A 13,295-nucleotide genomic window follows, 5' to 3' on the forward strand; every position below is an offset into this window, starting at 1 on the left:
TCATTACAAAACCGGTTATTTGCGCGAAAAGTGAACGACCAGTCGGTCGCCCGCCATTTGCAGCACTTGCACCAGAATCAGCAGCAACACCACGGTGACGATCATCACGTCGGTCTGGAAACGCTGGTAGCCGAAACGAATCGCCAGGTCACCCAGGCCACCGGCGCCGACCACACCGGCCATTGCGGTGTAGGAAACCAGTGTAATCGCCGTCACCGTAATCGCCGCGAAGATGCCCGGACGGGCCTCCGGCAACAAGGCGTTCATGATGATCTGCCGAGTGGTCGCGCCCATCGACTGGGTCGCTTCGATAATGCCGCGATCGACTTCACGCAGGGCGGTTTCCACCAACCGCGCGAAGAACGGCGTTGCACCCACCACCAACGGCGGAATCGCACCGGCCACACCCAGTGAGGTGCCGGTGATCAGCACGGTGAACGGGATCATCACGATCAACAGAATAATGAACGGCAGCGAACGCAGGATGTTCACCACCAGCGACAGCAAGGCGTACACGCCTTTGGCTTCGAGCAACTGACGCGGGCTGCAGAGGAACAGCAACACGCCCAGCGGCAGGCCGAGCAACACGGTGAACAGCAGCGAACCGCCGAGCATCATCATGGTGTCGCCAGTGGCCAGCCAGATTTCGTACCAGTCGATATTGGTGAAGAAACTCATCAGGTCTGCCATTAGCGCAACACCTCCATGTGAACGTCAGCGGCGGTGAAGCGGGCGAACGCCGCGTCCATGTCGCCACCGGTGACGGCGAGGGTCAATTGCCCGTAAGGAATGTCTTTGATGCGGTCGATACGACCGGCCAGGATGCTGTAGTCCACACCGGTTTCCCGGGCGACGGTTCCGAGCAACGGCGCGTAGGTCGCTTCGCCCTGGAAGGTCAGACGTACGATGCGGCCCGGCACGTGAGCGAAGTCATCGCGCTGCTCGCTTTCGTCGATCTGCTCGTCTTCCTGGACGAAACGCTTGGTGGTCGGGTGCTTCGGATGCAGGAACACGTCGGCCACCGAGCCTTGCTCGACGATCACGCCGGCGTCCATCACCGCCACCTGATCGCACACACGGCGGATCACGTCCATCTCGTGGGTGATCAGCACGATGGTCAGCTTCAGCTCACGGTTGATCTCGGCCAGCAGTTGCAGCACCGACGCGGTGGTCTGCGGGTCGAGGGCGCTGGTGGCTTCGTCGCACAGCAGGATTTTCGGCTTGGTCGCCAGGGCACGGGCAATACCGACGCGCTGCTTCTGGCCACCGGACAACTGCGCCGGGAATTTTTTCGCGTGATCGGACAAACCGACGCGCTTGAGCAACTCGGCCACACGCTGGTCGATCTCGGCGCGGGACAGTTCACCGGCGAGGGTCAGCGGCAGCGCGACGTTGTCGGCCACGGTCTTGGACGCCAGCAGGTTGAAGTGCTGGAAGATCATCCCGACTTGCTGACGAAAACGGCGCAGGCCGTTGGCGTCCAGCGCGGTGACTTCTTCGCCGTCGACAATGATCTTGCCGCCACTGGATTCTTCCAGGCGATTGATCAGACGCAGCAGAGTACTTTTTCCCGCACCGGAATGGCCAATCAGGCCGAACACCTGACCGTTCTCGATGGAGAGACTCGTCGGATGCAGCGCGGTGATGTCCTTACCGGCGACGCGGTAAGTCTTATGGACGTTTTGAAACTCGATCACGTAGCGAACCTTGTGGGGCGCGTTGGAAAAGGATCAGCGGTTAGCCGGGCGCGCATTTTAGCCTGTCCGTATAGAGGTTATTAGCATTTATTCCGCATTCAACCTTTCATTTGGCAATAACGCGATCAAAGGTCATAAAAAAGGAACGGCAAAAACCCTCGTCAGTCACTAGTTAAGCGACTTGAAACTCCGGGTACCGTGCCCGGGAACCACTCAAGAGCCCCGGCGCGACCGGGGTCAAACGAGGAGTTTACGTCTGATGAGTACCAAAAAGCCTGCCACCGACAAAAGCCAACTGGCCGGGACCAACACCCCGGATCGCGCCAACACCAACGCCAAACTCGACAGCCTGGAAAAGTTTCGCTCCGACGCCACCGGCCAGGCCCTGCGCACCAATCAGGGTGTGAAGATCGCTGACAATCAGAACACGCTGAAGGCCGGGCCCCGTGGGCCGTCGCTTCTCGAAGACTTCATCATGCGTGAGAAAATCACGCACTTTGACCATGAGCGGATTCCCGAGCGTATCGTCCATGCCCGCGGCACAGGTGCACATGGTTTCTTTCAAACCTACGAGAACCATTCGGCGCTGACCAAGGCTGGTTTCCTACGGGATCCGGGGAAGAAAACCCCGGTTTTCGTACGCTTTTCCACGGTGCAAGGTCCACGCGGCTCCGGCGATACCGTGCGCGACGTCCGTGGTTTTGCCGTGAAGTTCTTTACCGACGAAGGCAACTTCGATCTGGTCGGCAACAACATGCCGGTATTTTTCATTCAGGACGCGATCAAGTTTCCCGACTTCGTCCACGCGGTAAAACCCGAGCCGCACAACGAAATGCCCACCGGCGGCTCGGCTCACGACACGTTCTGGGACTTCGTGTCGCTGGTGCCGGAATCGGCGCACATGGTCATCTGGGCCATGTCCGACCGGGCCATCCCGAAAAGCCTGCGCAGCATGCAGGGTTTCGGCGTGCACACCTTCCGACTGATCAACGCCGAGGGCAAATCGCGCTTCGTCAAATTCCACTGGCGCCCCACCGCCGGCACCTGTTCGCTGGTGTGGGACGAAGCGCAGAAGCTGGCGGGTAAAGACACTGACTACCATCGGCGCGACCTCTGGGAGGCCATCGAGACCGGTGACTACCCGGAATGGGAACTTGGCGTACAAGTCATCGAGGAGGAAAACGAGCACGACTTCGATTTCGACATCCTCGACCCGACCAAACTGATTCCCGAGGAAATCGTCCCGATCACACCGTTGGGCAAGATGACCCTCAACCGCAACCCGGACAACTTCTTCGCCGAGACCGAACAGGTCGCGTTCTGCCCCGGCCATATCGTGCCGGGCATCGACTTCTCCAATGACCCGTTGCTGCAAGGTCGGCTGTTTTCCTACACCGACACACAGATCAGCCGACTCGGCGGGCCGAACTTTCATGAGCTGCCGATCAATCGCCCGGTCGCGCCCTTCCACAACGGCCAGCGCGATGCCCAGCACCGCACGGTAATCGACAAGGGTCGCGCGTCCTACGAGCCGAACTCGATTGATGGCGGCTGGCCGAAAGAAACTCCGCCGGCTGCGCAGGACGGCGGGTTCGAAAGCTACCCGGAACGCATCGACGCCAACAAGATCCGTCAGCGCAGCGAGTCGTTCAGCGATCACTTCTCCCAGGCGCGGCTGTTCTTCAAGAGCATGAGCAAGCACGAACAGGAACACATCATTTCGGCCTACAGCTTCGAACTGGGCAAGGTTGAGCGGGAGCACATTCGGGCCCGGGAAGTGAACGAGATTCTGGCCAACATCGACCTGGAACTGGCCAAGCGCGTGGCGCACAACCTTGGGTTGCCAGCGCCGGCCAAAGGCACGGTCGAGGTACGCAAGACATCTTTGGATCACTCGCCGGCCCTGAGTCAGGCCAACCTGTTGCCGGAGAACATAAAGACGCGAAAAGTGGCGATTCTGGCGGCCAATGGTGTCGATGGTGCAGCGATCGATGCGATGAAGAAAGCTCTGGCAGCGGAAGGCGCGCACGCCAAATTGCTCGGCCCGACCTCGGCGCCGGTAAAGACAGCCGATGGCAAAAGCCTGGCGGTGGATGCGTCGATGGAAGGTTTGCCTTCGGTGGCGTTCGACGCGGTGTTCGTGCCGGGTGGCGCGGCGTCGGTCAAGGTGTTGAGTGGTGATGGCGTGGCGCTGCATTACCTGCTGGAGGCTTACAAACACCTGAAGGCAATTGCGCTGCAAGGCGACGCCAGGCAGTTACTGGATGTGTTGAAGCTGGAGGTGGATGCCGGGCTGATCGAGGGCAAGGATGTGAAAGCGCTGACCAAGCCGCTCTTTGCGGCGATCGGGCAGCATCGGGTCTGGGATCGGGAAGCGAAGGCCAAGGCGATTCCGGCCTGAAAAAAACCGCAGCCTGCGAAATGCAGGCTGCGGTCATTCAAGGTTTGCGTGGGCTCAAGACCATCTGTGCCGGAACTGTGCGCAAGATCTGTTTCTCGATCTGCAGATCGAAATCCGGATCGAGCTTCTTCACGCGTTTGGTGATCAACGTCGCCAGCCACGGGTAATCATTGGTGCGCGGCGCCTGAATGCTCACCGCACAGTCGTAATTCACCACATCGGCGGCGATCGCGTCGAGTTGACGGCGAAGTTTGCGGCTATCGGTGATATTCAGCGCAACCGTGGTGCTTTCGGCGGTCGGATCGATCACCTTGGCTTTCGGCTTGGCTTCGGCGGCCTGAAGTGCCGCTTCGGCTTTCTCCAGCTCAGCCTTGCGGGCTTCGGTGATAGCACCGTTGACGCCACCGGTCAGCGCCGGGGCCTTGGGCATCAGCGCGCGGGCGCGGGCCAAAGCGGTTGCGGCAGCATTCACATCGCCCTTCTGCAGGACGATCTGGCTGCGGCGCAGATAGGCCTCGGCCAACTGGCGCTGGTATTGCTCAAGGGACTGATCGTTGGGCGTTTCGGCCTGCAAGGCTGCCAATTGGTCTTCGGCTGTGGCCAGTTCGCTGCTGGCCAGGCTTTGCTCCAGCTGTGCGATGGCCGTGGCCCGCGCATCGGGGGCTTCGGCCACCGGCGGCGTGCTTTGGCAGGCGCCCAGCAGCACTGAAAATGCGACAAGGAGCAGATAACGGGAGGCGAACGGCTTCATTCCTGCGACTCTCTATTTGCGCAAAAAACGAGCAAGTCTACACCCCTCGACGGGGCAGAACAAAACTCAGCAGAAACAGTGCGGCCGCCGTCACAACGATTGACGGGCCGGCCGGGGTGTCCTTGAACCAGGACAACGCCAGCCCGCCACACACGGCGAGCATGCCCAGCAGGCTCGCGCCCAGTGCCATCTGCTCCGGCGAGCGGGCGTGACGTTGTGCCGCAGCTGCCGGGATGATCAACAGCGACGTAATCAGCAGCACACCGACGATTTTCATCGCCACGGCGATCACCACCGCGATCAACAGCATCAGCGCCATGCGCAAACCGGCCACCGGCAGGCCTTCGACCCGGGCCAGTTCTTCGTGCACGGTGATCGCCAGCAGCGGCCGCCACAGCGTCACCAGCAGCACCAGCACCGCCGCGCTGCCACCGAGGATCCATGCAAGGTCAGTCGGACTGATCGCCAACAGATCGCCAAACAGATAGGCCATCAGGTCGATCCGCACTTCATGCATGAAGCTTAGTACCACCAGCCCGAGAGAGAGCGTGCTCGGCGCAAGAATGCCCAGCAACGTGTCGGACGCCAGCGGCTGACGCTGTTGCAGGGTTACCAGCAGCACCGCCAGCAGCAGGCAGCCCACGGTGACAGCAACGGTCGGGCTGACATCCAGCAGAAAGCCCAGCGCCACGCCGAGCAGCGCGGCGTGGGACAGGGTGTCGCCGAAATAGGCCATGCGCCGCCAGACCACGAACGAGCCCAGCGGCCCCGCGACCACCGCCAGCGCCAGACCTGCAAGCAGGGCGTAGAACAGAAAATCAGCCATGCTTGCAGCTATCTCCGTGAACGTGAGGTTGGCCCGTCACAGGCCCTTTGACCACCGAACCGTGCAGGTCGTGGGCGTGGTCGTGATGGTGGTGATAGACCGCCAGGCTCGGCGCGTGGTTGCCGAACAACTCGACGAAAGCCGGGTCGCCACTGACCTGCTCGGGATGCCCGGAGCAGCAGACGTGACGGTTGAGGCACACCACTTGATCGGTGGTGCTCATCACCAGATGCAGGTCGTGGGAGACCATCAACACGCCGCAGCCATGACGGTCGCGCAGGCGGGTGATCAGGCTGTACAGCTCGGCTTGCCCGGCCACATCGACACCTTGCACCGGCTCGTCGAGCACCAGCAGTTCCGGCTCGCGCAACAGCGCCCGGGCCAGCAGCACGCGCTGCATTTCGCCGCCGGAAACGCTTTGCACCGGGCTGTCGATGACGTGCTCGGCGCCGACTTCCTTGAGTGCCGCCAGCGCACGCGGGCGATCAACACCCGGCACCAGCCGCAGAAAGCGCAGCACCGACAGCGGCAAGGTCGGATCGACGTGCAGCTTTTGCGGCATGTAGCCGATGCGCAGTTTCGGCTTGCGCCAGACGCTGCCGCTGTCGGGCTTCAATAGCCCAAGCACGGCGCGCACCAGCGTGGTCTTGCCGGCGCCGTTGGGGCCGATCAGGGTGACGATCTGCCCCGGTTCGACGCTCAGGTGAATGTTGTCCAGCACGTTCTGCCCGGCAAACCGGACAGCCACCTGCTCCAGACGGATCAACGCATCACTCATCAAGCCCCCCGGCAACCGGAGCAGAGGCCGACCACTTCGACAGTCTGGGCCTCGACGATGAAGCCGACGTCCTTGGCGCTGTGGACGATCGCATCGCTGATGGTTTTTTGCTCAAGCTCGATGGCGGCGTGGCACTCGCGGCAGATCAGGAACTGCCCCTGGTGCGAATGTTTCGGGTGAACGCAGCCGACAAAGGCGTTCAGCGAGGAGATGCGGTGAACCAGGCCATTTTCCAGCAGGAAATCCAGTGCGCGGTACACGGTCGGCGGCGCGGCGCGGCGGCCATCCTGCTCGCTGAGCACAGCGAGGATGTCGTAGGCACCCAGCGGCTTGTGGCTCTGCCAGACCAGTTCCAGCACCCGCCGACGCAATGCGGTCAGGCGCAGGCCTTTCTGTGCACACAAGGCATCGGCCTCGGACAGGGCGCTGTGGACGCAATGGGAGTGGTCGTGGGGACGGCTGGCAATCGGGGTAATAGGCATGAGCGGCGACGAGTTTGGTTAGAGACGTTATTATGTTACCCGTTCTCGCCTCCTTGAGTGGTCATCGTGTCCCGACTTTTTTCTGTTTTTGTGGCATTTGTCGCCAGTTTTCTGCTGATCGGTTCGGCCCAGGCCGAAGTCAGAGTCCTCACCAGCATCAAGCCGCTGCAATTGATTGCCGCCGCCGTGCAGGACGGCGTGGCGATTCCCGAAGTGCTGCTGCCACCGGGGGCTTCGCCGCATAACTATGCGTTGCGCCCGTCCGACGTGCGCAAGGTGCAATCGGTGGACCTGCTGTACTGGATCGGCCCGGACATGGAAGGTTTCCTGCCTCGCGTGCTGAATGGTCGTACGCTGCCGAGCGTCGCGGTGCAGGACCTGCCGGGCATGAAGCTGCGCCGCTTCGCCGAAGACAGCCACTCCCACGCCGAAGACGCCGACGAGCATGATCATGATCACCGCCCAGGTACTCTCGATGCGCATTTGTGGCTATCGCCGGTGAACGCGCGGGTTATTGCCGACAAGATGGCCGCCGACCTGAGCGCTGCCGACCCGGCCAATGCCGAGCGCTATCAGAGCAACGCCAAGGCGTTCGACGCGCGTCTCGATGCGCTGGATCAGCGTTTGAAGAAGCGCCTGGCCAGCGTTGAAGGCAAACCCTACTTCGTCTTCCACGAAGCCTTTGACTACTTCGAAGAGGCCTACGGCTTGAAACACACCGGTGTGTTCAGCGTTGCGGCGGAGGTGCAGCCAGGCGCCCAGCATGTCGCGGCAATGCGTGCGCGCTTGCAGGAAGTCGGCAAAACTTGCGTGTTCAGTGAGCCGCCGTTGCGCCCACGCTTGGCCGAAACCCTGGTGGCGGGCCTGCCGGTGAAGCTGGCGGAGCTGGATGCGTTGGGCGGCTACACGCCGGCGACGGCTCAGGGTTATGAGCAAGTGCTGGAGAAGCTGGGGAATGATCTGGCAGGGTGCCTGGAGTCGCTCTAATACAAAAAAACCGCAGCCTGCACAGGCTGCGGTTTTTTTCTTTTACAGGGCAAACGGCAGCGGTGTGCTGACCTGCTGACGCTGCGCCAGACGCTGCTCGAACTCCTTCGGATCGTGAATCAGCACGTCTTGCCCGGCGAACGATTCCGCCGCAATCAACCGCGACAGCCAGAACCGCACGCACGCCACTCGCAGCATGGTCGGCCACAACTCGGCCTCGGCCGCAGTGAACGGGCGCAGTGCCGCGTAGGCACCGAGGAAGGCCCGCGCACGCGGGCCGTCGATCAGGCCATCATCGTCCGAACACCAGTCGTTCAAGGCAATCGCCACGTCGTAGAGCATCGGCCCGGAGCAGGCGTTGTAGAAGTCGATCAGCCCGGTCAGGTGCGTGCCTTCGAACATCGCGTTGTCGCGGAACAGGTCGGCGTGGATGTTCGCCCGCGGCAGCGCGAGAATTTTGTCTTTCTGTTGCGTGATTTCGTCCAGCGCGGTTTGCAGCAGAGCGCGCGGCGCGTCGCTCAGATGCGAAAGAAACTGCGTGCCCTCTTCCAGCATCCAGTCCAGACCACGATCGGTCTTGCGTTTGATCATGTTGTTGCCCTGGGTTGCCAGGTGCAGGTGCGCCTGCAAGTCACCGACCTGCGCGCAATGCTGGGCGTTGGCCTGCTTGATGTGCTTGCCGGCCAGGCGCGGCTGCAACAGCGCCGGCTTGCCTTTCAGCTCGCGCAGGGCCACGCCGTCAGTGGTGCGCAGCGCGTAGGGCACCGGCAGGTCGGCTTCGTGGAGGACGTCGAGCAGGTCGATGAAGAACGGCATTTCCTGCACTGGGCCGCGCTCGACCAGGGTCAGGACGAACTCGCCCTTTTCCATGCTGATGAAGAAGTTGGTGTTTTCGCTGCCGGCGGCGATCCCCTGGAAATCGAGCAGACGGCCGAGCCCGTAAGGGGCGAGAAAGGTTTCCAGCTCGGGCCGAGCCAGGGGGGTGAACACAGACATGGTTAAAAACTGCTCAGTTCTGGCGCCGCCATCGCGTCGGCGCCGGTTGAAATTAAGAAACTACTTCCACTCGAAAATCTTCCACGCGGGGATCAGCATATCCGGCTGGTCCGAGCGGATGAAGTTTGCATCAGTACCGTCCGCGCGCACCAGAAAATAGGGCGGGAAACCCTTCTGGGTCACCTTGATCGCGTACAGGAAACCGTTCTGCCGGTACTCCTGGATGGTCTTGTCACCTTCGGTACGGATGGTGACCTCCGGTTCCGCTGACGGCGCATCATCCGCCGCGATCGCGGCCAGTGGCGTGGTTGCAATCAAACTGACCAGCAGCAAGCGATTTAACGTACGCATGATAACCTTGTCCCTTTGTCGTCAACGGTCCCGCTATTCTAGCGCCGGACCCGCCGAAAAGGTTGATCCTGCTCATGAGCCAAGCCCCCCTCGTCCTGGTGGACGGTTCGTCTTACCTGTACCGCGCCTTTCACGCGCTGCCACCGCTGACCACCTCCAAAGGCCTGCCGACCGGCGCGGTCAAGGGCGTGCTGAACATGCTCAAGAGCCTGCGCAAGCAGTATCCGCACAGCCCGTTCGCCGTGGTGTTCGACGCCAAGGGCGGGACATTTCGCGATGAGATGTACGCCGAATACAAGGCCAACCGCCCGAGCATGCCCGACGACATGCGCGTGCAGATCGAGCCGCTGCACCAGAGCGTGAAAGCCCTCGGCTTCCCACTGCTGTGCGTCGAAGGCGTCGAGGCCGATGACGTGATCGGCACCCTGGCCCGCAGCAGCGCGGCCGCCAATCGTCCGGTGATCATCTCCACCGGCGACAAGGACATGGCGCAACTGGTCGACGGCCACATTACCTTGGTCAACACCATGTCCGGTAGTTCGATGGACGTGGAGGGCGTGAAGGAGAAATTCGGCGTCGCTCCGGAGCAGATCATCGATTATCTGGCCCTGATGGGCGACTCTTCCGACAACATCCCCGGCGTTCCCGGCATCGGGCCGAAAACCGCGTCCGGCCTGCTGGTCGGCGTCAACGGCGGCCTGACCGAGCTCTACGCGCAGCTCGATATCGTGCCGACCCTGCCGATTCGCGGCGCCAAGACCCTGCCGGCCAAGCTTGAAGAGCACAAGGAGATGGCCTTCCTCTCCTATCAACTGGCGACCATCAAGGTCGACGTGCCGCTGGACATTGGCCTCGACGACCTGCAAATGGGCCCGGAAGACCCGGCCCAACTGCTTGAGCTCTACACCCTGCTGGAGTTCAAGAGCTGGATCAACGATCTGGAACGCGACGCCAAGCGTCTGGAACTGAGCAGCGCCGCTGCCCCTGAGCCGGCCGCCGATCTGTTCAGCGCACCTGCGGAAGAAACGCCGGTCGCTCCAACTGAAGCCGCGTACGAAACTATCCTCGATCAGGCCCGTTTCGACGTCTGGCTGGAAAAACTGAAGAACGCCAAGCTGTTTGCCTTCGACACCGAAACCACCGGCGTCGACGCCCAACAGGCGCAACTGGTCGGTCTGTCCTTCGCGGTGCAGGCCAACGAAGCGGCCTACATCCCGCTGACCCACTCCTACATCGGCGTGCCGGAGCAGCTGGATCGTGACACCGTGTTGCGCGCGCTCAAGCCGATTCTGGAAGACCCAAGCAAGCTCAAGGTCGGCCAGCACGCCAAGTTCGACATGAACATCCTGGCCAACTGCGCCATCGGTGGCGATCAGAGCCAGGGCATCACCGTGCGCGGCATTGCCTTCGACACGATGCTTGAGTCCTACGTGCTCAACTCCACCGCCACCCGTCACGACATGGACAGCCTGGCGCAGAAGTACCTGGATCACACCACCGTGAGCTTCCAGGACATCGCCGGCAAAGGCGCCAAGCAACTGACCTTCGACCAGATCGCTCTGGAACAGGCCGGGCCGTATGCCGCCGAAGATGCCGACGTCACCCTGCGCCTGCACCAGACGCTGTTCGAAAAACTCAGCGCCATCCCGAGCCTGGCCAGCGTGCTGACCGACATCGAGATCCCGCTGGTGCCGGTGCTGGCGCGCATCGAGCGTCAAGGCGCGTTCGTTGACGCGGCACTGCTCGGCGTTCAGAGCATCGAGCTGGGCGACAAGATGGTCGCGCTGGAGCGTGAAGCGTTCGAAATCGCCGGTGAAGAGTTCAACCTGGGCTCGCCGAAGCAACTCGGCGTGATCCTCTACGAAAAACTCGGCCTGCCGGTGCTGAAGAAAACCGCCAAGGGCCAGCCGTCCACCGCCGAAGAAGTGCTGGCGAAACTGGCCGAAGACGATCACCGCTTGCCAAAAGTGCTGATGGAGCACCGTTCCATGAGCAAGCTGAAAAGCACCTACACCGATCGCCTGCCGGAGCAGATCAACCCGCGCACCGGGCGTATCCACACCTCGTATCATCAGGCTGTCGCGTCGACCGGCCGCTTGTCGTCGAGCGATCCGAACCTGCAGAACATTCCGGTGCGTACCGCTGAAGGCCGACGCATTCGTCAGGCGTTCGTCGCGCCGAAAGGCTACAAACTGCTGGCGGCGGACTACTCGCAGATCGAATTGCGGATCATGGCGCACCTGTCCCGCGACGAAGGCCTGATGAACGCCTTCCGCAACAACCTGGACGTGCACACCGCCACGGCAGCCGAAGTGTTCAAGGTCGAGCTGAACGAAGTAACGTCCGACCAGCGCCGTGGCGCCAAGGCGATCAACTTCGGTCTGATCTACGGCATGGGCGCGCAGAAGCTGGGCAAGGACATCGGCGTCGACACCAAGACCGCCAAGGCCTACATCGACACCTACTTCGCGCGCTACCCGGGCGTTCGTGAATACATGGATCGCACCCGCGCACAGGCTGCAGACCAAGGCTACGTGGAAACGATTTTCGGCCGTCGCCTGTACCTGCCGGACATCAACTCCAACAAGCCGCAGGAACGCGCTGCCGCTGAACGCACGGCGATCAACGCGCCGATGCAGGGCACCGCAGCGGACATCATCAAGAAAGCCATGGTCGCGGTGGATAACTGGCTGAGCGCTTCGGGGCTGGACGCCAAAGTCATCCTGCAGGTGCACGACGAACTGGTACTGGAGGTTCGCGAGGATCTGGTCGATCAGGTTCGCGACGAAATTCGCGTCCACATGAGCGAAGCGGCGAAACTGGACGTGCCGTTACTGGTGGAAGTCGGGGTTGGCAACAATTGGGACGAGGCGCACTGAGGCCTCTGGGACGGGGTTTTGCCGCGACATGACGTCGCGGCAAAGGCATCGGAGGGGGCTTAGTTCTGATCGTTCTTGAGCTTATTCCAAAGTTTTTTGAAAAGAATCTGAACTAATCTTGCGACAGGCCACTCAGAGTTACTGAATGGCTGGTGAAGCCCTTCGATGCTCCTATGTTGTGTTAAGTGTTGGCAGATATCTGAACCCCGCCCTAGCGGTTCGGAACTTGAACCCCGGAACTTCTCCCTCCCCATATGAAGTCCGGGGCTTTTTTTGCCTCAAAACTGCCTGTGGCGCCGCCAGACTGCGTTAAAAGCATCGCTAAAAATGCTCATTTAGGTCCCCTAAACTCCGCTTTTTAGCGATGCTTTTGCCTTGCCTGACAACACCACAGACAGTTTTGAAATCCCCTTACTCTGCCGCCGCTTCTGCGCCTTTGTCTGCCAGTTCCATCCAGCCCGCCAACACAGTGTAGGCCTCTTCCAGGCCCATGCGTTTTGGTGCGGAGAACAGCTGGATTGTCACCAGATCACCCCAACCCTTACGAATTTCCGACTGCACCTTGAGCAGCGTGTTCTTCGCTGCGCCGTAGGTCAGCTTGTCCGCTTTGGTCAGCAGAATGTGCATCGGCATGCCGGCGGCAACGGCCCAGTCGAGCATCAGCAGGTCGAAGTCGGTCATTGGATGACGGATGTCCATCATCAGAATCAAACCCTTCAAACTCTCGCGGCCACCGAGGTAAGCCTCGAGGTGACGCTGCCAGTGTTGCTTGAGCGGGATCGGTACTTTTGCATAACCGTAGCCCGGCAGGTCGACCAGACGCCGTTCATCGTCTAGCTTGAAGAAGTTCAATAGCTGTGTGCGACCCGGGGTTTTCGAGGTGCGCGCCAGGCTGGCGTGAGTCAGGGTGTTAAGCGCGCTGGATTTACCGGCGTTGGAACGACCGGCGAACGCCACTTCGAAGCCTTCGTCGTCGGGGCACTGATCGACTTTGGCGGCACTGAGCATGAACGTGGACTGTTGGCACAGGCCGAGGATGGGATTCTTGAGTTGCATGGGATTTCCGATGTGGGCGGCGCCGGGATTGGGCGCGGAACGCGGTGTCGCTTCCGTTTCAGTGACGCCAGTATATAATGCCGCAGATTTT

Annotated in this window: 12 protein-coding genes; 3 read left to right on the forward strand and 9 right to left on the reverse strand. The window is 61.3% G+C overall.

The features are described 5' to 3' along the window. Positions 1-15: 15 nt before the first annotated feature. On the reverse strand, positions 16-690 hold the full coding sequence (locus AC3WRD_RS21115; protein WP_096822432.1) for a methionine ABC transporter permease: 675 nt from the start codon (positions 688-690) through the stop codon (positions 16-18). Then, positions 690-1,697 carry a methionine ABC transporter ATP-binding protein gene (locus tag AC3WRD_RS21120; RefSeq protein WP_102621158.1) on the reverse strand — a complete coding sequence of 336 codons (1,008 nt, stop codon included), beginning with the start codon at positions 1,695-1,697 and terminating at the stop codon, positions 690-692. Before AC3WRD_RS21120 ends, AC3WRD_RS21115 begins: the two co-directional genes overlap by 1 nt. Before the next feature lie 259 nt (positions 1,698-1,956). On the opposite strand from AC3WRD_RS21120, the gene katE reads away from it, so the two are divergent. Beyond that, positions 1,957-4,098 carry a catalase HPII gene (gene katE, locus AC3WRD_RS21125; RefSeq protein WP_102621159.1) on the forward strand — a complete coding sequence of 714 codons (2,142 nt, stop codon included), beginning with the start codon at positions 1,957-1,959 and terminating at the stop codon, positions 4,096-4,098. Between the two features lie 37 nt (positions 4,099-4,135). Here katE and AC3WRD_RS21130 read toward each other — a convergent pair whose 3' ends face one another. The 4 genes from AC3WRD_RS21130 to zur are packed head-to-tail and all read right to left on the reverse strand — an operon-like array spanning position 4,136 to position 6,935. After that, the gene (locus AC3WRD_RS21130) at positions 4,136-4,849 is read right to left on the reverse strand and encodes a PA5502 family lipoprotein (protein WP_102621160.1); all 714 of its coding nucleotides are present in this window, start codon (positions 4,847-4,849) and stop codon (positions 4,136-4,138) included. Positions 4,850-4,886: 37 nt separating this feature from the next. Beyond that, positions 4,887-5,675 (reverse strand): zinc ABC transporter permease subunit ZnuB, encoded by a 789-nt coding sequence (gene znuB / locus AC3WRD_RS21135; protein ID WP_065260666.1) that lies wholly within the window; start codon positions 5,673-5,675, stop codon positions 4,887-4,889. Further along, on the reverse strand, positions 5,668-6,453 hold the full coding sequence (gene znuC / locus AC3WRD_RS21140) for a zinc ABC transporter ATP-binding protein ZnuC (RefSeq protein ID WP_096822428.1): 786 nt from the start codon (positions 6,451-6,453) through the stop codon (positions 5,668-5,670). The genes znuB and znuC overlap by 8 nt, the downstream gene beginning before the upstream one ends. After that, positions 6,453-6,935 (reverse strand): zinc uptake transcriptional repressor Zur, encoded by a 483-nt coding sequence (zur, locus tag AC3WRD_RS21145; protein WP_011331783.1) that lies wholly within the window; start codon positions 6,933-6,935, stop codon positions 6,453-6,455. Before zur ends, znuC begins: the two co-directional genes overlap by 1 nt. A 66-nt stretch (positions 6,936-7,001) precedes the next feature. On the opposite strand from zur, the gene AC3WRD_RS21150 reads away from it, so the two are divergent. Next, complete coding sequence (locus tag AC3WRD_RS21150; protein ID WP_102621161.1) at positions 7,002-7,922, forward strand: zinc ABC transporter substrate-binding protein ZnuA; 921 nt, start codon at positions 7,002-7,004, stop codon at positions 7,920-7,922. Positions 7,923-7,964: 42 nt separating this feature from the next. On the opposite strand, the gene AC3WRD_RS21155 is transcribed toward AC3WRD_RS21150, so the two are convergent. Further along, positions 7,965-8,918, reverse strand: a complete 954-nt coding sequence (locus AC3WRD_RS21155; RefSeq protein WP_102621162.1) for a homoserine kinase — start codon at positions 8,916-8,918, stop codon at positions 7,965-7,967. A 60-nt stretch (positions 8,919-8,978) separates the two neighbouring features. Continuing rightward, positions 8,979-9,269 carry a DUF2782 domain-containing protein gene (locus AC3WRD_RS21160; RefSeq protein WP_102621163.1) on the reverse strand — a complete coding sequence of 97 codons (291 nt, stop codon included), beginning with the start codon at positions 9,267-9,269 and terminating at the stop codon, positions 8,979-8,981. A gap of 74 nt (positions 9,270-9,343) precedes the next feature. Here AC3WRD_RS21160 and polA point away from each other — a divergent pair, with 74 nt between their 5' ends. Further along, a complete protein-coding gene (gene polA, locus AC3WRD_RS21165) occupies positions 9,344-12,148 on the forward strand; it encodes a DNA polymerase I (protein ID WP_102621164.1) in 2,805 nt (934 codons plus the stop codon). 411 nt (positions 12,149-12,559) lie between these two features. On the opposite strand, the gene yihA is transcribed toward polA, so the two are convergent. After that, positions 12,560-13,204 carry a ribosome biogenesis GTP-binding protein YihA/YsxC gene (yihA, locus tag AC3WRD_RS21170; RefSeq protein ID WP_096822423.1) on the reverse strand — a complete coding sequence of 215 codons (645 nt, stop codon included), beginning with the start codon at positions 13,202-13,204 and terminating at the stop codon, positions 12,560-12,562. Between the last annotated feature and the right edge of the window lie 91 nt (positions 13,205-13,295).

This window comes from Pseudomonas sp. FW215-R2, assembly GCF_058789255.1.